This is a genomic window from Isosphaeraceae bacterium EP7, from assembly GCA_038400315.1.
GTDB lineage: Bacteria > Planctomycetota > Planctomycetia > Isosphaerales > Isosphaeraceae > EP7.
This window is the reverse complement of the sequence record CP151667.1, coordinates 4,816,770-4,838,949: the sequence shown is the minus strand read 5'-3', so window position 1 is coordinate 4,838,949 and position 22,180 is coordinate 4,816,770. Positions and strand designations below refer to the sequence as shown.

Here is a 22,180-nt window from a genome sequence, read left to right as displayed (position 1 = left end):
CGCCGGCGCGACCATCGTGGGCCGCACCGGCGGGCTCGGATTCGCTCAGACGTCCTTGGAGTCGATCCAGGTCATCAGGCCGCGGAGGCGCTTGCCGACCTTCTCGACCGGGTGATTCTGCTCGCGGCGGCGGGTGGCGAGGAAGCCAGGCCTGTTCGCCTTGTTCTCGAGGATCCACTCGCGGGCGAACTGGCCCGACTGGATCTCGGCGAGAATCTTCTTCATCTCGACCCGGGTCTGCTCATTGATGATGCGCGGGCCGCGGGTGTAGTCGCCATACTCGGCGGTATTCGAGATGCTGTAGCGCATGTAGTTGAGGCCGCCCTGATACATCAGGTCGACGATCAACTTCAGCTCGTGCATGCACTCGAAGTAGGCGCTCTCAGGCTGGTATCCGGCCTCGACCAGCGTCTCGAAGCCCATCTTCACGAGCGCGGACACGCCGCCGCAGAGGACGACCTGCTCGCCGAACAGGTCGGTCTCGGTCTCCTCGGCGAAGGTCGTCTCGAGCACGCCGCCGCGCGTGCCGCCGATCCCCTTGGCATAGGCCAGGGCCAGGGCCTTGCCGGCCGGTGAGCAGCCGTCGCCGGTGGCGATGAGGCAGGGAACGCCGCCGCCCTTGACGTACTCGCTGCGGACGAGGTGGCCGGGACCCTTAGGAGCGATGAGGGCCGAATCGACCCCCTTCGGCGGCACGACCTGACCGAAATGGATGTTGAAGCCGTGCGAGCAGAGCAGCAGGTTGCCCGGCTTCAGGTGCGGCTTGATGTCCTTCTCGTAGATGTCGCCCTGCACTTCGTCGGGCAGCAAGATGTTGATCAGGTCGCCGGCCGCGGCGGCCTCGGCGGCGGAGACGGGCTTGAAGCCGTCGCGGATGGCCGCGTCGTAGTTGGCCGAACCGGGACGCTGGCCGACCACGACGGTGCAGCCCGAGTCGCGGAGATTCTGGGCCTGGGCGTGCCCCTGGCTGCCATAGCCGATGATGGCGATCGTCTTGCCCTTGAGCAGGCCGAGATCGGCATCCTGGTCGTAGTACATCGTGGCCGGCATGGTCAATCCTCGAAGCAATTGCGGCCGTCCTGCTCGGGACGGTCCTAATTCCAAGCGGTACAAAATTGCGAGACGCAGTCTGCGTCCGGACGTCTACGGACCCGGGGGACGGTCAGACCTACGACATCCGAACCCCGTCGTTCCCATCCCAGTCCAGCCGAATCGACCTCGATCTTATCGCGATCCGGGAGGGCGATGGACTCAGTCCAGATTCGCGGCGGCGACGACGAGCGAAGCCCCGTGCCTCTCGCGAGAAGGGGCAGGGGCAGGATCGGTCCGATGCGATCGATCAGAGGTTCGAGTGCCCGACGACGGCCTCAGCCGGCTCGTCGGTAATCGCGTCGTCGTCGAGCGTGGAAGGGTGGCTGCCGCGGACGAGCGCGATGCGGCCGGTGCGGGCAAGCTCGCGGATCCCATAGAAGCGGACGGCCTCGATGAAGGCCTCGATCTTCTTCTCCTGGCCGGAGATCTCGATCATCAACTGGTCGGGGCCGACGTCCACCACTCGACCGCGGAACATCTGGACGAGGGCCTGGACCTCGATCCGTCGCTCGGGGGGCACGTTCACCGAGATCAGCATCAGGTCCCGCTCGACGAAGTTCTCGCGGGAGATATCCTGGACCCGGACGACCGTGACGATCTTCTCGAGCTGCTTACGGATCTGCTCCAGGACCCGGTTATCGCCCCTGACGACGACGGTAATCCGGGAGATCTGCGGGTCTTCGGTCTCGCCGACCGCCAGGCTGTCGATGTTATATCCGCGCGAGGCGAACATGCCGGAGACGTGGGCCAGGACACCGGGCTGGTTCTGCACCAGGGCCGAGAGCACATGCCGCATCCGGCCGGACGAGCCGTCGGACTTCGAAGGATTCGGGGTCGACATCGCACCATCTCGCTGAAGCTGGCCGGCCCGCAACGCGGTCGATCGAGGCATCTCGCCGCCGCGGGGTCCCAGCCTTAGAAGCGGATCAGCATACCAATCATTGCACGCCCCAGACAAGACACCCGACAGGCGAGGGGGTTCGATGCTCGTCCACCCGGCCGCGAAAATCGGTCGATCGACGGAAATATGTGGAGCGTTGCGGGCCGCGCGGAGATCTAATCGAGGTCGTTGGAGTTCGCACTTGCGGCGAGCGATCCGGGAGGCATTCATCCGGGAGGATCGATGGTCGAGCGTGCGTCATCGAACTCCACCGCCGAGGCGGCCTTCGCCCTCTCGATACGCGACTCGGGCGAGGCCACCGACGAGGTCTTCTGGGCGGGCCTCACCGAAGCCTTCCAGGATCGGCTTCGAGGGGCCGTCGAAGCTGATCACGAAAATGAAAGCGAGGGAGCGTCGGAACGTCTGCGTCGCTGGCATTCTGCCGAAGCGCATGTCGACCTCTCGCGCATCCACTCGACCTGGATCGTCCGAGCACTCCGGGAAGAGTCGCCGGCAGTTGTCCGCACGGTGGTACGAAACTCCTCAGGCCGGATCGAGGCAATCCTCCGACGCGAGTTTGGCCTCGACGACACGGAACTCGACCCGCGACATGAGCCCGATCCCGAGTCCGTCTGGCGCGCCTTGATCCTTTGGACCGAGAGGCTGGTCGGCGGAGCCCCAAGTCCCGATGATCCGCCCGTCGTCGTTGCCTTGAGTCGTCTCGGCTCGATGGCCCTGCTTCGACTGGCCCATGAAATCGGGACGCTGAAGCGAACATGGGCTGTGCGAGGTACCAAAGCCTCCGGGAGTGGCACGCCATTCGAGCCGGCAATCGATCGATTCGATCCCAGATTCCCGGCGCTGACTCTTCGTGAGGTCGAAGCCCTGCCAACGACCGACTTCCGGGGGATCGCCTCGCTCGGATTGACCACGGCGGCCAGGCTTCTCTCGCTCGTCGAGCCGACTCGCGTCCGCTGGACGCTCCAGCACCTCCCTTACACACTGGCCAAGCAGATCCGTGCAAGGATGTCGGTCGTCCTTCCCAAAACTCGGCTCTGGATTGGCGGCGAGTCGCTCCTGGTCGAGCACGCGATCCGAGGGCTGGAAGCCCGTCAACTGCTTGAATGGCCGGCTTAGACAGGAAGGCATCCATGACCCGCGAGCAGAAATCGCCCGCATTCATCCTGGATGGAGAGGTTCCGATCGACCCTGGTCCGGGTTCCGAAGCCAAGACCCAGGTTTCTCACGCTTGGTCGGGCGTGTTCGGCAATCTTCCCAAGCTGGGGCGAATCCAGGAGTCGCTCGGCCGCTCCCTGGCCACAGATCAGGCCGAAAGGCTTTTTCGGCAGGCCCTCATCAACGTTCGGCCAGACGAGATCGTGTTCGATCCCCCAGAGGTTCGCTGGCGTCCTTCGGGATTGAAGCGGCCGGGCGTGATCGCCGAGTTCGTCTGGCCTCGTCTCGAAACCCGCGTTGCCCTGGCTGTCGACACGGCCCTGGCGCACGCAATGGTCGACCGCCTGCTCGGCTTCGATCGTCAGCCTGGAGAAGATAACCTCCAGGTCACGCCAGTCGAGTGGGGCATTCTCACCCATGTTGCAGCTCGCTTCCTCGGGCATCTCCGCGAACTGGCCGGCATTCTCGGGCCCTTTGATCTGCGACTCGATCGTGTGGGTCCCGATCCATTCAATCCCTCGGGGCTAGGCCAGGTCTGCACGATCCGCTGGCCGGTTCACCTTGGCCGGGTGACGGGATCCCTCAGACTGTGGCTGCCCGAGTCCGTGGTTCTTCGGGCCTTATCGGAACGCGTTCCGGAAAACGCCGATCGATCGAGTCGATTCGACTCGCGACCGCTCCCGGACCTCGACGGAATCTGGCGAGCCGAGGCCGGGACGGTCACTTTACCGCGAGGGCTGAGTGCTCTGAGACCTCGTGGGGTCTTGCCCATCGACGGCGCACCGCTCGGGGGCTCGGTCGCCAGCCCCGGGGGGACGGTCAAGCTGATGCTCACCGACCGGGACGGTCGTTCGATGTTTCTCGCCGACGTCGAGCCGGGCTCTGCGGGGGCCAAGCTCCGGCTTTCCAGTCATCACCTCAGAGTCCAGACCCCTCGAGGGCCCATCGCCGTGAGCATCAATCAGGACGCGGAAGCTGCCGAGACAACCCCGGCGCCGGCGGCCCTTCCGGCTACCGAGATCCCCGTCACGCTCGTCGTAGAACTGGGTCGGGTTAACCTCTCGCTCGGGCGGGTCGCCGACCTGAAGCCCGGCGACATTGTCGAGATGGGGCGTAACCCGCGTGAGCCGGTCGAACTCACGTCGAACGGGCGCCTCGTTGCCCGCGGAGAGCTGGTCCAACTCGACACGGAGCTGGCCATCCGCCTGACGAATGTCTTCCTGTAGTTTGCCGTCAGGTGGGGTAAACCACCTGGATCAGAACCTGGAGTGCCATCGTCTGAAGCCCTGTGAGAACGATCGTCGCGCCAAGCGTCCTGGCTCCGCCGCCAAGCCGAGCCATCCCCCAGCCGGCCGCGATGACCAGGGTCGGCATGAAGATCAGCCAGATCCTGGCGACCTCGCTCAGGTTCTTGCCGCTGAGGTTGAGCAGGATCAACACACCGACACCGGCCCAGACCGGCCTCGGGATCAAAGTTCGAGGGCCAAGGCCGGCCAGGGCCCAGACGAAGATCGGCAGGCCGAGGCCGACTGCCAGCTCCAGGACATTGACGAAGATCCAGATCCAGTAAGTCCGTGGATACTCCACGTAAAATCGGCCGTGATTCGCCTGGTTCCACCACCAGACCACGAATGGGTTGGCCCCGGTGATCGCCCAGAACAGGAGGACTATCGCCAGGAAGCCTCCACCCACGGCCCCGATCCGCTCCAGTCGCGGGCGGATTCCCAGTCGGGCCGAGCCGAGGATGAGCCCCGCGATCAGGCCGACAGGGAAGAAGGCCAGGGTGAAGAGAGTCCCGACCCCCAAGGCCAATCCCGCACCGATTGCCAATCCGAAGCCCAACCGGCCGCGGCGCACACCGGACCAACCCGTCAGGGCAAGGGCCAGCGTTGCCAGCAGAGGGAAGGCAGTGTCGGCCCCGGGACCGAAGAGGATCGACGACGGGACGACCGGCCAGAGGGCCGCCGCGCACCATGCCGCGCGCGGCTCCACCGAGATCCGTGCAAGCGCATAGATCGGCAAGACCGTCGCGGAGCACGCCAGGAGCATCAGCAGACCCGTCGCCGCCATAGCCGCTCGGTCTGCTCTAGGAAGACGCGAGAGAGCGTCGAGCTGTCGGTATCCCTCGTCGAGTGAGCGGGGTAGGAAGTCGCAGATAACTCGGGCGAGGGAAGGGAATTTTTCCATCAGTCGGAGCATGGCATAGGACGTCATGAAGAGACCAGGCGGGTGGGTCCCGACATGCAGGGCATCCTGTCCCTTGATCCAGGCGGGATATTCGGCCAGGAATCTCCGGGGATCGGCCGAGACCTGTTGCTTCGCCACCGTGTAATATCCGCTGGAACCCGGGCTATAGAGCGCGAAGCTCCACTTGGCGAAGTCGTAGCCGATGGGCGCCGCGCTGGTAAGTGCAAGCTGAGTCAGGGCCGAGCCACCAGTGAGGCCCACGAGCCAAAACGTCCTGGCCCGACCCTTGCGGGCGACGCCCCTCCAACCCAGGCCCGCAAACAAAGCATACGCAACGACGACGGCAAGCCCGAGCGTAAGCCCCCCGAGATTGGGTGAAAACGGGATTTTGAGCCACGTCCATTCGCCAACCACGCCGGTCGGGATGCGTCCGCCGGCGATTCCCAGAGTCAGCACCAGGACGAGGGCCGTCCCCAATCCGAGCATCATGATCGGCAGCGTCTTCATGGGTCCGATGATATCGGGCCCAGGCCGGGGAGACGAGTTCGGTTGCGAGGCTGGTGACCCATCTCGGGCCGACTGCATGCAATGACCACCCTGGGTTGTCGGTTTCAGGGGATTGGATTAGAGTCGAGAATCGCGATCGAAGTCGATTGATCACGGGAGATGAGCCGGCGATGGGCGAGGCGTATACGCGATCCGACCTGGGACGGGGCCTGCCTTGCCGGCGCGGCAAGGTCAGGGATGTCTACGACCTGGGCGACCGCCTCCTGATCGTGGCCACCGATCGGATTAGCGCCTACGACTGGATCCTCCCCACGGGCATCCCGGACAAAGGGCGGATCCTCACCGGCCTGAGCGAGTTCTGGTTCTCCAAGCTCGGCGTCCGCCACCACCTCATCTCGACCAATCCCGTCGACGCTGGCCTTGGACTTGATCCGACCGAGATCGAGCAGCTTCGCGGACGTTCCATGGTCGTGAAGAAGGCCGAAGTCGTCCCGTTCGAGTGCGTCGTCCGGGGCTACCTCTCGGGGAGCGGCTGGCGGGAATATCGCCAGAGCGGCACCGTCTGCGGCGAGCGGCTGGCCGAGGGCCTGGTGGAGTCGAGCCGCATCGACCCGCCAATCTTCACCCCCGCGACCAAGGCCGACGCCGGCCACGACGAGAACGTCTCCTTCGAGACGATGGCCCAGGTCACCGGCATCGAGACGGCCGACAAGCTGAGGCGGGCCAGTCTGGATGTTTACAGTCTCGCCGCCGAGCACGCGGCAAACGTCGGCCTGATCCTCGCCGACACCAAGTTTGAGTGGGGCCGAGACTCGGCAACGCGCGAGCTGATGCTGGTCGACGAGGTCCTCACCCCGGACAGCTCACGCTACTGGCCCGCCGACAAGTACGCCGAGGGGGGCCCGCAGCCCTCCTTCGACAAGCAATATGTGAGAGACTGGCTCGACGCGTCGGGTTGGGACAAGTCGAGCGAGGCTCCGCCACTGCCCGCCGAAGTCGTCGAACTCACCCGCGCCAAATATGTGCAGGCTTACGAGACGCTGACCGGCCGCGCCTTCACCTGGGAATGACATGCTCCGCTATCTGACCGCCGGCGAGTCGCACGGCCCGGCCCTGACGGCGATCGTCGAAGGGTTCCCCTCCGGCGTCGCGATCGATAAGGATTTCATCGACGGCGAGCTCAGGCGCCGGCAGGGGGGCTACGGCCGAGGGAAACGCCAGACGCTGGAGACCGACCTCGTCTTCATCGAGTCGGGCACCTTCCACGGCGTGACGACCGGCGCCCCGATCACGCTCAGGCTGGTCAACAACGACTCGAAGCTGGAGCGCCTCGCGCAGCCGACCTCGCCCAGGGGAGGGCACGTCGACCTTGCGGGCTCGCTCAACTATCAGACCGGCATCCGCCAGGTGCTCGAACGCGCCAGTGCCCGCGAAACCGCCTTGCGGGTCGCCGTCGGGGCCCTCGCCCGCTTGCTCCTGCGAGAGCTGGAGATCCAGGTCTTCGGCTACGTCCGCGAACTGGGCGGGATCGAAGCCGTCCCTCTCTCTCATGATCTGGCCGTCCGTGATTCCAGCCCGGTCTACAGCCTGAACCCCGGAGCCGATGCCGCCATCATTGCGGCGATTGATGCGGCGAAGGCTGCGGGCGACACACTCGGCGGGATCGTCGAGGCCATCGTCACCGGCTGCCCCATCGGCCTCGGCAGCCACGTCCAGTATGACCGCAAGCTCGATGCTCGGCTGGCCGCGGCCGTCATGAGCATCCAGGCGATCAAGGGGGTCGAGATCGGCCTGGGGGTCGAAGCCGCCCGCAGGCCCGGCTCGAAGGTGATGGATTCGATCTCGTTCGATCCGGATCATTCGCCCGAAGATCGCCGTTTCGGTTTCCGCAGGCCGACGAACAATGCCGGTGGGATCGAGGGGGGGACATCCAACGCCGAGCCGATCCTCGTCCGAGCCAGCAAGAAGCCGATCAGCACGCTGGCCACTCGCGGCCCCTCGATCAACATGGCGACCAAGCAGGCTCAGCCGGCGACTTATGAGCGTTCCGACGTCTGTGCGGTGCCCGCCGCAAGCGTGATCGTCGAGAACGTCGTCGCCTTCGAGATCGCCGCGGCGGTCGTCGAGAAGTATGTCGGGACCAGCCTGGACGCGATTCACGCGGCAATGTCCGCGATGCATGTCCTGACCGCCAGGCATTTGGCCGATCATTGGACGGAAGACGCTCGGAAATAACCGGCGATACACCCAGGCCGCTCTCGCACCCACCACCTTCCGGGGAGGACACGGATGTTGCCCCTCACTCGACCCGCCCGCCAGGCGCTCGCGACCCTCGGCCTCCTGGCCTTCGCCGTCATTCCCACCTGCTACGTCGTTTTCACGGCCTGGGCGATCTCCAGGCCGTCGCACGTCAGGCAGGTCGAGGCCGAGTTCCGTCGCGAGCTCGGCCTGGCCGTCTCGATCGAGACCGTCCGATATCCGAAGCCGGGCGAGGTCGTCTTCGGCGGGCTCGTCATCCGCCAGGACGATGCACGACGCACAGGCCCGGCCGTCGTCGCCAGGGCCGACTCCGTCCGCCTGAATCGATCGACGGGCGACCTGACTCTGGAGGCCTCGGGCCTTCGCGTGCGAGGTGACGGCGCCGAACTCCTGCTGTCCCAGGTCAATGCGGTCCTCCGCAGGCTTTCCAGCTCCAGCGTGCGTCGGGTCGCCCTGGCAATCCCTGGTTGCGAGATCGACCTTGGCCCCGAGGGGAAATCGACAAAGTATCGGCTCAGTGACGTGGCCGGCGAGTTGCTCACCGACAGGGGCAATCCCAAGGCGAAGGTCAGCTATCGGATGGCCGATGACCGCGGGTCCACCCGATGCGAGCTGACCTACACGCGGGATGCTCAGACTTCCCCGGCCAGGACTTCCATCGCCTTCAAGACGATGGAAGGCCCTCCGATCGACGCCTCGATCCTCAACCCCTTTTTCGATTCCAGGAGTTGGCTAGGGGAAGGCTCCCGCGTCTGGGGCTCACTGACGCTCAGTCAGGTGGGGAACTCGGAATGGACCGGCCACTTCCAAGGCGACCTGACCGAGATCAATCTCGCCTCGCTAGTCTCTGAGCGGTTCCCGGCGCACAGATTGAGCGGCAAGGCGAAGCTGTCGCTCAAATCGGCCCGATGGGGAGATCGCCCGGGACAGGGCTTCGGCTGGGTCGAGGCCGAGGGTGAGCTGACCGCGGGGCAGGGCTCCGTCAGCCCGAGTCTCGTCCAGGCCCTCGCCTCCGAGATGCAGTTTAGGACCACGGCCAAGGTGCAGAACCAGGAGCAAGGCCGAGACCTCGAATTCAGGGCACTCGGGGCCAGCTTCCACCTCAACCACGATGGCGAGATCCGCGTCGCAGGCGCCCTCGGCGGTGAATACAATCCAGACGGCATCCTGGTCGCCCTCAATCAAGTTTCCCCCATGGCAAGCGCCCCTCAGGGAACGGCCAACGTACGTGGCCTGATCAAGGCGATGTTCCCCGGCGACGCCAGCACCCTGGTCCCCGGTACGGCCGAATCCCAGGTGGTTCAACGCTACCTGCCACTCCCCCCCGGCCTGGCCGATTCCAGGACGCAGACGCTTGGCGGAAATTGATCATCTCCCCGAATCCTGTCGGTTCTCTGGCAGTACACGGCCGCACGGCCCTCTATAGCTGACCTCTTGATTTGACCCGACCCTCCTTCTTCATCGATCATCCAAACGACACCCCAAGCCAATCCTTGATCTGAAAATTCAACCACAAGTTATGTCGAAAGGCAGACTTGTGGTTTTTTTATTGGAGCGTCGGCTGTACGACCGGCCTGAACACGGTCCACGCCGCTGAGAGTAGAGGCGTCCCTCTCAGGAGAGCGATGCTTATCGAGATCGCTCGCATGTTGCCACTTGCAGGCGAACACACGCTCATGCACGGGTCGATGATCGCATTCAAACGAGAATTTGGGCGTTCCAAGTCCACTCTGGGCGACGCGGAAAACAAGTCCTGTCGCGGTCTAAAACGCAGTAAGTGATCCCGTAATGCCGGGGAGCTACTCAACATGCTTGCGGCAACCGTATTCGGAATGGGCTTTTGCGCAAACCAACGAAGACGGCCCGCCAAGTGGCGGGCCGTCCCAAAAAGATTGCGTGCATGACGTCAGGCATGTACTCTGGGTGTTCGAGGGCGAACAGCAATGCCTGAGAATTCAAATCCGGATCACTGGCTGACCGTTGACCTGCTTCCCGATCCCGGGAAGTTTCACCGTGCTCGTCGGGGTGAAGGGGGTCTCTGCGACGTTGGGTGGGATGACCGGTCCACGGGTCACGTTCACGTCATTGGCGTAGAACGCCTGATTCGGCGAGTCGGGGGTCGCATTGGCGTTGCTAATTGTCCCCTCCACCTTGGCGACGACATTGCCGTGAGGCAGATTGAGGTCATTGGCCGAGCCGAAGACGCCGTTGAAGGGTTCGACGGAGGCGGCGAAGACCGAATCGACGACATTGCCGGCGATCTGGACGGTCATGCCGCCACCCGACTGGGCATTCGACGTCGTCGGATCGGACTGATTATTGAAGGCGCTGAGGAGATCCTGATTCACGCCCGACTCAACGGTCGTGCCCTGGACGTCGCCGCCGAATCTCAGAAGGCCCGCCTCGCGATTGGCCGAGATCGACGAGTTCGTCGCGCCTCGATTTGCGCTGACGGTCTGGATGTTATGGGTGAGGACACTGACATTATCCATCCCCTTGCCGAATTGCAGGTTGCGCGACCCGCCCGGCGTGAGGAGGAAGATATTGTTGGTCTCACCGCCGATGAAGAAATCGCTGATCCGGTCATTCGTCTGGACGGAGAAGTTGGTCGCGTCGCCGCCGATCTTCACGAATCCAATCTGACCGGTCAGACCGGCCACGTCGGGCACGCTCTGAACCAAGGTCCCCCCGGAGTTCGAAAACCGTCCGGAGGGGAGCGACGAATTGCCCTGGATCGTATTGGCCTGGAAGTAATTCAGGCGTCCCTGCACGACAAGCTGGATCCCGTCCTGCGTCGGGCTTCCGGGCGTCGTGCCGGTGGTTACAGCGGCCTGGGCATCGCTGACGAAGCTGTTTGCGATGACCCGAACACCTCCGCTGACCGGCTCGCCCAGGGCGATGACGAAAAGGTCGGAGGTGTTGTTCTGGTTCAGACGCTGGCTGTTGGTGGTCCCGAAGAAGGCCGTGGTGTCGGCACCTCCGAAGCGGAACGTGTTCACACCGTCGGGGATCCTGATCGAGGCCTTGGGCGTACCCTGAACGCTCGCGGTCGCAGGGTCGGTGTCTCCCAGGTAGAAGTTGGGCATATCAACCGACTGCAAGCCGTTACCATTCCCGGCGGTCAGGGAACGCGAACTCAGCTGCGTGAGGTTGGCGAAAAAGACCTTGCCGTCCCCGGTGGGCGCTTTGTTCACCCTGGCGACGAGCCTGGAAGATTGGGGATTCGTCCCGGCGACCGTGATCTCGTTGATCAGGCTGGCCGAGCTGAGCGACGCCGGATTGCCGGTGGAATCGTTCTGCTTGACCACGCGGAGATCGCCCGGCCCAACGAGCCGGATGGTGAACGTGTCGCCGTCGACATCCTGCCCGCTGACCGTCATGGACAAGAGCCGACGTCCTTCCAGGGCCTCAGCTTCCGGGCGAACGGACCGCGTTTTCGCGGCTTGTTTCGGGGTCGACATAAGCGGGGCTCCCAATGCGCAGAAAGACGGCGAGTTAGTGACGGCCGTGGGGAGACTCCCCCTCGACTCGGCGTTTCCTCGCGACGGTGCGGCGTCCGGCAAGGGCCGCCCTCGCCTCGACGCTCGGCTCCAACATCGATCGTGAAACCGGCGTCGGTCAGGCCTGATAGCAAAGATCGACCGGACAACCGGCAGACTTGATGCATCCGTCGAAATTCTCAGGACCATCGCCACTGACACGCTCGCGGGGAGAGCCCACCACTGGACAAGGAGGCCGAATTCATGCCGAAACGAGCTGCCGCTAAACGTCGACAAATCGCGCAAATTTCCCCTTCACGTGCCGCACGGCTTTTCAGGCTCCTCGGACTGATGGGTGAATCCCCGCCCAAGTCCAGGGACGCCCTGATGCAGAACCTCGGGATCGGCCTGAGAACCTTCTATCGCGAGCTCCAACTGCTCAAACGCTGCGGGATCCGCGTCTCGCTCTCGGAGAAGACTTACCGCCTTCACGCGACTCTTGAGCACGCGCAAGGCCGACTCCCATTCCCTGACCCGAGGCTGAGCTTTGCCGAGGCTCAAGAGCTCGTCGAGGGGTCGGGGCCCGCATCAAGTCGTATCCTCGAGCTGCTCAACAAGGTCATGGGGAAGGACCGATGACGCGTTCGATTCGATGCGATCGAATGCTCCCCAATTTTGCAGCCAGATTTTGCGTCCGATAATGGAGCTTATGGGTTCATTTCGATGGCGAGACCGGCGAACCCCGTCCCGAGCGTATCGCGATCGTCACAATTCCTCAGGCGGCCCCCGCCAATAACCCGCTGCGGTCGAATTGTTGCAGAATCCCGACTCTTGCAACACGTTCCCGTGCCGTTCAGGCGCTGCCAGGTCCGCACCAGCCGAGCGGCCTCGGCCATCGCTATTCCGATCGGATTGATCTGCGACTCGGACAGAGTGGCAGGTGGCAGATTGCATGGTCGACACACAGTCGCTCACTATCGATGTCCATTGGCGGCTTTCGGGTACATCCCGTCTCATTTCACCTTATCTGTTGACCCGACCGATGCCGGCGGTGATCATGGTCCTCGCCTCCGACTCCATCTCAACAGATGCCCACGACCCGACCCTCGACACGCTGCCGGAGGCTTTGCGACGCCGGTCTCCTCATCCAGGCTTGGGGCCAACCGAGCGAGTACGGAGAGAGCCCTTTCACACCACGCCGGACCTCAAATCGAGTCGCATTTCAATGTCATTCAAGGACCGGGTCGCTGTGATCACGGGCGCATCCAGCGGGATCGGTGCCGAGCTTGCCGGCCAGTTGGCGGCAGCCGGGGCCCGTGTCGGCCTGGTCGCCTTGCCGGAGAATGCACTCTACGCCACGATGGAATCCATCCGAGGACGCGGAGGGGTGGCGACGGCGGTCGAGGCCGACGTCTCGGACCGTGACTCTGTTCGGCACGCCATCGCGCGAGTTGAAGCGGAGTTGGGGCCGATCGATCTTCTGATCGCCAACGCCGGGATCGGACTCGGGACACCGGCGACCCCCTTCGAAGCCGGCGGTTTCGAGACGCTCATGCGTGTGAATTACCTCGGGATCGTCTACGCAATCGAGGCCACGCTCCCGGGGATGCTCGAACGCGGTCGAGGACGAATTGCAGGGATCAGCAGCCTGTCGTCCTATCGGGGGTCCCCGCTCGTCTCGGGGTACATCGCCTCGAAGGCGGCTGTGGCCGCACTCCTGGAAGGCCTCCGCGTGGAACTGAAACCATTCGGGGTCTCGGTGACGACCGTCCGGCCAGGATTCGTCCGCACCCCGATGACCGCGTCGATCCGCTCCCCACGGTTCATGGTGGAGGTCGAGCCCGCCGCGCGGGCAATCCTCAAGGGGATCGCCGAGGGGCGTGCCGAAGTGCGGTTCCCTTGGCAGGCAAGCTGGGCCATGGGACTCCTCCGACTGCTCCCCTGCACCGTCTACGACCACATCATCTCGAAGGCGATGAACAAGAAGGTGATCGACGACGCCGAATAGCGAGTCCCGATCGCCCACCCACACGAACTCCGATCCACGGGAGGGCTACCGTGCAGGGAAAAGTCTGCTTGGTCACGGGTGCGACCTCAGGCATCGGCGCGGTCACTGCAGAAGCTCTGGCTCAACAGGGGGCGAAGGTCGTCATCGTGGGACGAGACCCGGCGAAGTGCGAGGCAGTGGCCGCTCGGATTCGCCAGCGGACCGGGAATCCTTCCGTCGGATCCCTCGTGGCCGACCTATCCCGCCAAGCCGACGTCCGGGAGCTGGCTCGACAGTTCCTCGAACAGTATCCTCGCCTCGACGTGCTGGTGAACAACGCCGGGGGCATCTTCCTGACACGGCGTCTGAGCGCCGACGGCATCGAAATGACCTTCGCCTTGAATCACCTTGCCTACTTTCTACTCACAACCCTGTTGCTCGACCGGATCTGCTCCGGTGCACCAGCGCGTATCGTGAACGTTTCGTCGATCGGTCACGAGATGTCCGTAGGGGCCAGGTTCGACGACCTCCAGTTCGAACGCGGATACCGAGCCGGATTCCCTGCCTACCACCACTCCAAGCTGGCAAACCTGCTCTTTACCTATGAGCTGGCGCGTCGGCTCGAAGGGACGAGTGTGACCGTGAACGCACTCCACCCCGGCCTCGTGGCGACCAACATTGGAACCAATAACGGCCTGTCCTGGCAGGTGTTGTCGTTCTTCTATCAACGCCTTCTGCGTACGAAATTCATCAGCCCCGAAGAAGGCGCACGCACGTTGGTGTACCTGGCATCCTCGCCCGAGGTCGAGGGAGTCACCGGCCGCTACTTCGTCGATGAGCGGGCGGTCCCGTCGTCGAAGGCCTCCAACGACGTGGATGCGGCCCGACGGCTCTGGGATCTCAGTGAGGAACTAACCGGTTCGACCACCGCATCCCGTCCTGCCCCCCCTCCCCGCCCATCTCCGAGCTAATCGAGGGGCGACGATGTGTCAGGGTTGACCTTGACCGGCATCCTGGGAGAGCCTAGAGTGTCCGATTCCCACTTGTGCGCGACTCGGGATGCGTCCGACGCCCGATTCGGACGCTAGGCTTGACACAACCGTATCCAGGACACCAGGTTCCATGCCGCGGAAGAAATTCGGCCGAAATCGCAAGAACCGCTGCCGGTTTTGCACCCCCGAAGGTTGCCCTCGCCCCGCCTATGTCGACTACAAGGACATCGGCCTCTTGAAGAAGCTCTGCACCAACCAGAGCAAGATGTTCTCCCGCAAGCGAAGCGGCAACTGCGCCGCGTTCCAGCGAGCCTCCAGCGACGCGGTCAAGCGGGCCCGCTTCCTGGCCCTGATCCCCTACGTCGGCGAGTAAGCCGTCGAAGGTGGGTTTTATTGACTCGCGATTGCCGGCGATTGACGCGGCCTGAGTGCCGCCCTTTGCCCAGGGCCGGGATTTCTCCCGGCATTTACTTCCGGCCAGGTTCGTCGCGACGGACAGGAAACCAGCCCGCCTGATCCCCGGGCCTTCCATATTCCTGAGCGGCATCGGCCGAGATAAGTTCGATCGATGCAGACGCGTCTAGCGACCCCTACGGGCGGGGTCGCCGGACTCGTCGCGCGCACCGTCTAGGATCGGCGCGGCGGTCTCCTCACCCTTCAGGTAGTCAAGGAGTTCGGCGTCCAGGGTCTCGTATGACACCTGGAGGCGATCTTGAAGGCTCCGGCCAATCTTGGCCCTGGTGCGCCCCTTGTACACATCGCGGACATAATCGAGGAAGGCGTCACGGCCGTGGGCCCCCTCGCGCTGCATCAAGAACGTGGTCAGGGCCATTGCCTGGGCATAATTGAGGTAGACATCTCCTCCGTTAATGCCGTTAAAGGCGTTGCGGCCGAGGGCAACGAGGCGTTCGGTAGGCATGAACTCGCCATGATCAATCGCCCTCTTGCGTGCGATGGCGAGGCGTGGGCCGACCATTCCGCCAATCCTGAGCGTGCCGTCGGACTGGAATTTAAGGGTCTCGAAATAGCAGCCCATCCCTTCGATGACCCAATAGTTCGCCTTGTCCGAGTAATCCGACTTGCCCGCGGTCTCGAAGAGGAGCTGGTGCGAGGCCTCGTGGAAGAGGGTGGCAGTGGTGTCAATCTGCGCCTTGGGGTCTCGATAGAAATAGCTCGCCCCGGGGATTTTCCGTTTCGGTTCCCTCGGCATGTAAATCCCCAGGCTCTCGCGGATCGACTCTCCCTGGCGGGGTAAGAGAGCGTCGATGTACTCGTTCTGGTTGGCGTAATAGTAGACGAGATGGGTCCGGCCAGGGCCTGCCGTCGCGAAACCCTTCGAGCGGAACCGTTTAGCCAGCGGCAGTTCGGGACCAATCACGTCGGCCATGAGGGCGAAGAAGAGGTCGTCGAGAGCTTCGAGCTTGCGACCGAACGCGATGGCGTCGGCCAGCGGCGCATTGGTCTGGATCTGAAAATGCTCGGTGTTGATCTTCCAGGCCGAGGACCATTCCTGCCGCTGTGCATCGGCCTGCGAGGCGGGAAGCCACCGGGTCGCCTGATTCTTCACGGGCAAGGCGGGCAGTTCGCCTCGTTCAAGGTGCGGGACCCAATCGCCCAGCACCCAGCCGAACGTGGCGTGCGGCACCATCCCTTCTTTCAGGCGTGCAACGGCATAAGGTGTCGCCCAACCGCCATTGTAGGCGATATAGCCCATCAATCTGCGTGCCTCGGCATGGTCGGGCCTGCGCTCGAGGACATCCCGAAGGCAGGCGTCGGCCAGTGCCAGGTTCGGCTCCACGCCCGCTGCGGACTTACCGGCCAGAGCGAAGAGCGCATCGGCGGCTTCACTCAGGACGGCCGCGATCTCCTCGCCTCCGGGGTTGGGTCTGGTCGCTGAACCCGCCGGGACGATGTCGACACAGGGGACGAAACGGGTGGCATCGCTCCCCTTCCCCAGGGGCCGAATCAGGCCGCGTACGGCCTGGGCCTCGTCGCTCTTACCCTCGTTCTCGAGGCGGCCGGCGACGGTCAGCAGTCGCGATGTCTCACGGTCGTGGATCGCCCGGCGTTCCTGGCGGAGCGCGCCGGCAGCGGCATCGACGGCCTCGGGCGGGGGGAGGATGTCTTGCGGCGGGATTTCCGCGAGCGACGTTGCGAGGGCCGCGATCAACCAGAATGTCGAAGCCATGCACCCTGCCCCCTGCCCTGCACGAATCGATGAGCCCGGTCAATCGACCGGGCTCATCACATTTTACAGGATCGGCCGGGCAACGATGATCCCGATCGTGGTGGACGTCCACAATCGGATCTGAGGCGATCAGGGATCCGCCCGCGGTCTCATTCAGGCGGGCTTGACGAAGAGGTAGGGGATCTCGGCCCAGCCGCCATTTCCAGCCCAGAGATCGTCCGGATTCACGCCAAGGTCATTGAAGAGGGTCTCGAACGTCTTCGAGGTTGGGAACGGGCTCAGGTCTTCCCCGTCGAACGGGTTGTGTGAGGCGCCCTGGGCGTTCATGAAGTAGACGTACTCCCAGGGGCGGCCGTGGTTGCATCCCGCCATAGACGGTCTCAATGTCGTAGGACGGGACGTTGAGATTCTGGCTCAGTGGCTGCTTGACGTAATCTCCGTACTCGAATCCGATGATTTGATATTTGGCGGGAATGAGGGCCTGGAGGAAGTAGAGCTCCAGAGCGGGACTGGCTGCGTTGAGCATGACGGCGGACTGATTCGCGGGCCAGGCCCACTGGCCGGACGTCAGTTGCTGGCCGACCGCCGACAGATAGGACCAGTTGGAGAGGACCGCGATCTCGTCGTTGCCCTGTTGGTTGGAGGTGTTGACGAAAAGATTGGCGACGGTCTGGCCGAGGTCGGCGGCCACGATGTACACGGCGCCGTTGGCATCGGGAGGGTTGGTCCCCTGGAGGGCGGAGATGGCCGCCACAAGGGTCGTGGAGAGGAGGGAGGCAGCGATCGAGTAAGCGGGGCCGACGCCTGCCCCTCCGATGGCCCCGAGGATGGCCTCGCCCAGGGCCTCGACGACGAGCGTGGCGGTGTTGTTGGATTGGGGCGAAGTGGTCGAACCCAGCACCAGGTCGATGCTGGTGAGGAAGACCGTGTTGCTGAGTGAGTTGAGGCTGGAGTTGAGGTCTCCGAAGTTCTGATAGAGCTTCTGGATGGGGCCGATGTAGGAGAGTTCTTTGAGGACCTGTGTCTGGACGATGTGCCAGTCGGACTGGGAAACGCCCAGCGGCGCGGTCATCTGCGTGACCGTCAGGGCCGCCAGATCCGGGTCGAAGGCGAGATTTGGATATTGGCCGCGGATCCCGCCCGAGACGGTGATGCCCAGCGTGGTGCCGATCGCGTTATAGGCCGTCACCTGATCGTTGTTCGTGAAGGCCGGATACGTGGTCGCCGGCCTGTCGAGCAACCCGTAAGCAAACTGAACGGTCTGCGGGAACGGGTAGAGTCCCTGGGTGGGGACGACAACCGCGAGGTTGGCCGAGGTGGCCATCACATAACCGATCGTCTGATTCAGCGACGTCGAGAGCAGGTTCGTCGTGGGGGGGACGGTCCAGGTGCCGTCCGGGAGCATGACGTTGATCGTCGTCGAATTCTGACCCCAGGCCCAGATTGCTCCGTCGGCGCCAACCGCGGCATCGGTCAGCGCGGGCCCTCCGGAGATCTGAGACCAGGCCCCGTTCGCAAACGTCCAGAGCGACCGATCGGCGGCCCCATTGCCCGCCCCGATCCCGATGAGGACATCGGTCCCGGACGCCTTGATCGTGGTGAGGCCGGCCCCTGGCGTGGGGAGGGTGTTCCACGACTGTCCCGCGTTATCGAGTTGATAGATCTGGCCCGAGGCCCCGAGGACGTTGACAAATGTGTCGACACCAGCCGCGATCGCCGACGGCGTGTCCCCGCCGGGGAGTAACGGTGCGATCGACCAGGAGCCCCCAACAACATGGGAGACGAACCCGCTGGTGATGGCCCAGGCAGTGCTCGAGGAGGTCGCCGCGAGATCCGAGAAACCTCCGAAGACCGTCAGGACCTCCGTCCAGGCCGTTGCGGCGGGCGGGAGCACGAAGATGGAATAGCCGTCGCTAGCCCAGACCGATCCGTCCTGCCCCATCGAGGTGAGATTCAATGTGAGGAACGAGTTGGCGAACGGATCGATGAGGACCGGCAAGTTGGTGAACGAACTGCGGAGATTGAAGCCGGGGGCGAGCGGCACGCCGGATCGGGCGCTCTCGATTGCTGCACGGGTCTTGACCTGCCCGTTGCCGGCGGCAAGACGCGGAGTGGCCGTCTCGGCGGGGATCGTCAGCATGGCGTACGCCGAGTCCGTCGCAAGCGCATTGGCCTCAACCCGGGTGACGCCCCCCGGGCTGAGGAGGGCCAGCGCGGCCGACCTGAGGGTCTGCGGCGTGGCGGCGCCGAATTTGGCCAGGATCACGGACGCGGTGCGGGTGTTTGACTCGGGGCTGAACGCGATGGCCCGGGCCACGGCGCGAAGGTTGCCACTTCTGGCCGCGGACTATGCGGCATGAGAGGCAATCTCGGCATCCGAGCCATTTCGGCTTAAGATGAGCGGGTAGAGCGCCCCGATGGCCTTGCTCTGGTCCCCGCCATTGCGGGCGAGGAACTCGGCACCAGACGCGGCCCGGATGATGAGCGTGCGCGAGTCGCCCCCGAGCGTAAGGACCTGCCGACCGACCTTGAGCTCGGCGGCGGAGGGGGATCGGCCGAGGACATTCAGGTAAACGTGACTGACCTCCTCGTTGGCGGCGGCCGGGCTGCGGAGGATGCGCAGGACGACGCCCTGGCGCGAGGCGCCGCGACTGAGATCGGCGACCGTTCGATTTCGAAGGGCGGTCCCGTCGGCGGTGGCCAAGGCCCTGGCGCCGATGAGTTTCTCGACGTAGGCCGTGTCGGCCAGCCGTTTGGCGATCTGAGAGCCGACAGTAGACGGTGATGCGGCCATTAACGCGCGGGATTCGAGGTCTTCGAAAACGGGGACTAAGACGCGAGCGGCGGGCTTCGGACGTCACAGGGCGGCGGGCGATGGGCATTTCGTCCCTTAGGATGAGAGTCTGGGAGTGGGTGACCGTATCGGCGCCAGCACCGGACAATGGGACCGTGGCGTAGCAAGCCTAAGTATGCACAGCATCTTAATCTGTGCGAAAAGGCCGAGCCATCGGCGTGAGCGACACCTTTTGTAAACGAAGAGGAGAGGCTTGTCTCTGATCAGGCCAACCGATGGGGGCTTTACAGGACGCGGGATGGGCGGGACAATCGGCGACTTGCTGATTTCGGGATTGGGTCGGTCGTAGACGAGGGTTCCGACGTTGTATGAGGAAGCGATCCGCAAGGCGGATGTCCTGATCGAAGCCCTAGGCTACATCCGCCAGTTCCACGGCAAGTTCACCGTCATCAAGCTGGGGGGCTCGGTGATGGAGTCTCCCGAGGCGCTCCGTGCGCTGCTGGTCGACGTGGTGTTCATGCAGAGCGTGGGGATGCGGCCCGTGCTGGTGCACGGCGGGGGCAAGGCGATCACGGCAGCGATGGCAGCCGCCGGGCTAGAGCCCACGTTCGTCCAGGGTCGCCGGTACACCGATGAGGCGACCCTGAAGATCGTGGCTCGTGTGCTCGCCGAGGAGATCAACCTCGACATCGAGCGGCACATCAACAAGTTCGGCGGCCGCGCCCGAGGGATGCATCACAAGACTCATCAGTGCCTCTTCGGCCGCAGGTTGACGAAGCTGGACGGCCGCGAGGTTGACCTGGGGCGGGTAGGCGAGGTGACGGAGGTCGACGCCCAGCCGATCGAGGACCTCTGCCTGGCGGGGGTTGTCCCACTGCTGCCCAGCCTGGCCGAGGACGACGACGGGAACCTCTTGAACGTGAATGCGGACACCGCCGCCGCGGCCGTGGCGCAGGCGCTTCATGCCGAGAAGTTGGTCTTCCTGACCGACACCCCCGGAATTTTGCGCGACAGGCACGAACCCAAGAGCCTGATCGAGAGTCTCGACCCAGAGGGCTGTCGCGCCTTGATCGCATCGGGCGTGATCGACAAGGGGATGATCCCCAAGGTCGAGGCCTGCCTGGAGAGCCTGGAGGCGGGCGTGGGCAAGGTGCACATCATCGACGGCCGGATGCGGCACTCGCTGCTCGTCGAGATGTACACCGACACCGGCGTCGGCACGATGATCGTCCCCAGGAACGAGACGGCCGCGACGCAGGCCGAACGCCAGCGTAGGCCGGTCCCGGCCAAGATGCCCTGAGAGATCGCCCCGATCTGACGCAGCCCGTCGCCCCTGCGTCGCTCGCAGGTCGACGGGTCCATCCTTCAATTCGGATCTTTTCGCTCGACAACGTCGGAGATTCCGCCGCCATGGCCCAGGTCGCCCAGCCCGGCTCGGCCGAGATTATCGCCCAGTTCGATCGCTACGTGATCGGCAACTATCGCCGCTATCCCGTCGCACTCGTGCGCGGGGAGGGGTCCTGGATCTGGGACGCCGAGGGTACGCGGTACCTCGACTTCTTCCCCGGTTGGGGCTGCAACCTGCTGGGCCATTGCCCGCCAAGGCTGGTCGAGGCCGTACGCGAGCAGGTCGGCCAGCTCATCCACGTGCCGAATACCTGGTACATCGAGTCGCAGGGGGCCTTCGCGCAGGCGCTCTCGGAACGATCGTTCGGCGGCCAGGCGTTCTTCTGCAACAGCGGGGCGGAGGCCAACGAGGCGGCGATCAAGCTGGCGCGGGTCCATGGGCATCCCGCCGGCAAGTCAAAGATCGTGACCATGACGGGCGGGTTCCACGGCCGGACTTATGCCGCCCTGACGGCCACGGCCCAACCCAAGTACCATGCGGGCTTCGAACCGCTGGTTCCCGGCTTCGAGTATGTGCCATACGGCGATGTCGAGGCCGCCGCCGCCGCGATCGACGACTCGACCGCGGCCGTGCTGATCGAGCCGATCCAGGGCGAAGGGGGAGTCAATGTCCCGCCGCCCGGGTATCTGACCGCCCTCCGAAGACTTTGCGATGAGCGGGGCGCCCTGCTCATGCTCGACGAGGTGCAGACGGGTTTGGGCCGGACAGGCAATTGGTTCGCCTATCAGCATGAGGCTGGCCTTATTCCCGATGTCCTGACCTGCGCCAAGGCGCTGGCCGGTGGGGTTGCGGCCGGGGTAATGATGGCCCGTCCCGAGGTGGCCAGGAGCCTGGTCCCCGGGACGCACGCGAGCACGTTCGGCGGCAATCCCATCGCCTGCCGTGCGGGCCTGGCCACGATCGAGACGATCGAGGAAGACGGCCTCTTGCGACGCGCCGGCGAACTGGCCGCTCGTTTCGAGGGACACTTCCGCAAGGTCCGCGACGAGCGGCCCGACCTGATCCTCGACATCCGTGCCCGCGGGGTGATGATCGGCGTTGAACTCTCCAAGGACGCGTCGCCTGTCGTCGCGGCCTGTTTGGAACGGAACTTACTGATCAACGCGACCCACGGCACCGTGGTCCGCCTGCTGCCGGCCCTGACGCTCACCGACGAGCAGGTCGATGAAGGATGCGGGATCCTCGCCGAGGTGCTTCGCGCCCTCTGATCGGGCGGCGTACAAGGGAATTC

At 64.4% G+C, this 22,180-nt stretch carries 19 protein-coding genes; 11 read left to right on the top strand and 8 right to left on the bottom strand.

The annotated features are described in order from the left end of the window. Positions 1–45: 45 nt before the first annotated feature. Together ilvC and ilvN are read right to left on the bottom strand one after the other, a co-directional pair. Positions 46–1,050, bottom strand: a complete 1,005-nt coding sequence (gene ilvC / locus EP7_RS18720) for a ketol-acid reductoisomerase (RefSeq protein ID WP_463523455.1) — start codon at positions 1,048–1,050, stop codon at positions 46–48. Between the two features lie 289 nt (positions 1,051–1,339). Beyond that, the gene (gene ilvN / locus EP7_RS18715) at positions 1,340–1,888 is read right to left on the bottom strand and encodes an acetolactate synthase small subunit (protein WP_463528436.1); all 549 of its coding nucleotides are present in this window, start codon (positions 1,886–1,888) and stop codon (positions 1,340–1,342) included. Between the two features lie 327 nt (positions 1,889–2,215). Between ilvN and EP7_RS18710 the strand changes: the two genes are divergently transcribed. Next, positions 2,216–3,109, top strand: coding sequence for a hypothetical protein (locus tag EP7_RS18710; RefSeq protein ID WP_463523453.1), 894 nt, complete (start codon positions 2,216–2,218; stop codon positions 3,107–3,109). On the opposite strand, the gene EP7_RS18705 is transcribed toward EP7_RS18710, so the two are convergent. Continuing rightward, on the bottom strand, positions 3,106–3,567 hold the full coding sequence (locus EP7_RS18705; RefSeq protein ID WP_463523451.1) for a hypothetical protein: 462 nt from the start codon (positions 3,565–3,567) through the stop codon (positions 3,106–3,108). The two genes, EP7_RS18710 and EP7_RS18705, sit on opposite strands and share 4 nt — an antisense overlap. 345 nt (positions 3,568–3,912) lie before the next feature. Between EP7_RS18705 and EP7_RS18700 the strand changes: the two genes are divergently transcribed. After that, positions 3,913–4,374, top strand: coding sequence for a FliM/FliN family flagellar motor switch protein (locus tag EP7_RS18700; RefSeq protein WP_463523449.1), 462 nt, complete (start codon positions 3,913–3,915; stop codon positions 4,372–4,374). 7 nt (positions 4,375–4,381) lie between these two features. Here EP7_RS18700 and EP7_RS18695 read toward each other — a convergent pair whose 3' ends face one another. Next, on the bottom strand, positions 4,382–5,842 hold the full coding sequence (locus EP7_RS18695) for a hypothetical protein (RefSeq protein ID WP_463523447.1): 1,461 nt from the start codon (positions 5,840–5,842) through the stop codon (positions 4,382–4,384). A gap of 170 nt (positions 5,843–6,012) precedes the next feature. Between EP7_RS18695 and EP7_RS18690 the strand changes: the two genes are divergently transcribed. The 3 genes from EP7_RS18690 to EP7_RS18680 are packed head-to-tail and all read left to right on the top strand — an operon-like array spanning position 6,013 to position 9,469. Next, positions 6,013–6,912, top strand: coding sequence for a phosphoribosylaminoimidazolesuccinocarboxamide synthase (locus tag EP7_RS18690; RefSeq protein WP_463523445.1), 900 nt, complete (start codon positions 6,013–6,015; stop codon positions 6,910–6,912). 1 nt (position 6,913) lies between these two features. After that, positions 6,914–8,077, top strand: a complete 1,164-nt coding sequence (aroC, locus tag EP7_RS18685) for a chorismate synthase (RefSeq protein WP_463523443.1) — start codon at positions 6,914–6,916, stop codon at positions 8,075–8,077. 54 nt (positions 8,078–8,131) lie between these two features. Then, positions 8,132–9,469, top strand: a complete 1,338-nt coding sequence (locus EP7_RS18680) for a hypothetical protein (RefSeq protein WP_463523441.1) — start codon at positions 8,132–8,134, stop codon at positions 9,467–9,469. 587 nt (positions 9,470–10,056) lie between these two features. On the opposite strand, the gene EP7_RS18675 is transcribed toward EP7_RS18680, so the two are convergent. Next, complete coding sequence (locus tag EP7_RS18675) at positions 10,057–11,487, bottom strand: hypothetical protein (protein WP_463523439.1); 1,431 nt, start codon at positions 11,485–11,487, stop codon at positions 10,057–10,059. Between the two features lie 444 nt (positions 11,488–11,931). Between EP7_RS18675 and EP7_RS18670 the strand changes: the two genes are divergently transcribed. From EP7_RS18670 to rpsR, 4 genes are all read left to right on the top strand, one after another. Then, complete coding sequence (locus EP7_RS18670; RefSeq protein WP_463523437.1) at positions 11,932–12,219, top strand: hypothetical protein; 288 nt, start codon at positions 11,932–11,934, stop codon at positions 12,217–12,219. A gap of 586 nt (positions 12,220–12,805) precedes the next feature. Beyond that, entirely contained in the window at positions 12,806–13,588 is a 783-nt protein-coding gene (locus tag EP7_RS18665) for an SDR family NAD(P)-dependent oxidoreductase (RefSeq protein ID WP_463523435.1), read from the top strand. A gap of 50 nt (positions 13,589–13,638) precedes the next feature. Further along, entirely contained in the window at positions 13,639–14,538 is a 900-nt protein-coding gene (locus EP7_RS18660) for an SDR family oxidoreductase (RefSeq protein WP_463523433.1), read from the top strand. 151 nt (positions 14,539–14,689) lie between these two features. Continuing rightward, positions 14,690–14,932, top strand: a complete 243-nt coding sequence (rpsR, locus tag EP7_RS18655; protein WP_463523431.1) for a 30S ribosomal protein S18 — start codon at positions 14,690–14,692, stop codon at positions 14,930–14,932. A gap of 207 nt (positions 14,933–15,139) precedes the next feature. Here the strand turns inward: rpsR and EP7_RS18650 are convergent, their stop codons facing one another. The 3 genes from EP7_RS18650 to EP7_RS18640 form a co-directional block, all read right to left on the bottom strand. Further along, the gene (locus EP7_RS18650; protein ID WP_463523429.1) at positions 15,140–16,747 is read right to left on the bottom strand and encodes a DUF1570 domain-containing protein; all 1,608 of its coding nucleotides are present in this window, start codon (positions 16,745–16,747) and stop codon (positions 15,140–15,142) included. Positions 16,748–16,982: 235 nt separating this feature from the next. Continuing rightward, a complete protein-coding gene (locus EP7_RS18645) occupies positions 16,983–19,064 on the bottom strand; it encodes a hypothetical protein (protein ID WP_463523427.1) in 2,082 nt (693 codons plus the stop codon). A 30-nt stretch (positions 19,065–19,094) separates the two neighbouring features. Further along, positions 19,095–19,541 (bottom strand): hypothetical protein, encoded by a 447-nt coding sequence (locus EP7_RS18640; RefSeq protein WP_463523425.1) that lies wholly within the window; start codon positions 19,539–19,541, stop codon positions 19,095–19,097. A 364-nt stretch (positions 19,542–19,905) separates the two neighbouring features. On the opposite strand from EP7_RS18640, the gene argB reads away from it, so the two are divergent. Together argB and EP7_RS18630 are read left to right on the top strand one after the other, a co-directional pair. Continuing rightward, positions 19,906–20,841 carry an acetylglutamate kinase gene (argB, locus tag EP7_RS18635; protein WP_463523423.1) on the top strand — a complete coding sequence of 312 codons (936 nt, stop codon included), beginning with the start codon at positions 19,906–19,908 and terminating at the stop codon, positions 20,839–20,841. 110 nt (positions 20,842–20,951) lie between these two features. Continuing rightward, positions 20,952–22,157 carry an aspartate aminotransferase family protein gene (locus EP7_RS18630; protein ID WP_463523421.1) on the top strand — a complete coding sequence of 402 codons (1,206 nt, stop codon included), beginning with the start codon at positions 20,952–20,954 and terminating at the stop codon, positions 22,155–22,157. Positions 22,158–22,180: the final 23 nt, after the last annotated feature.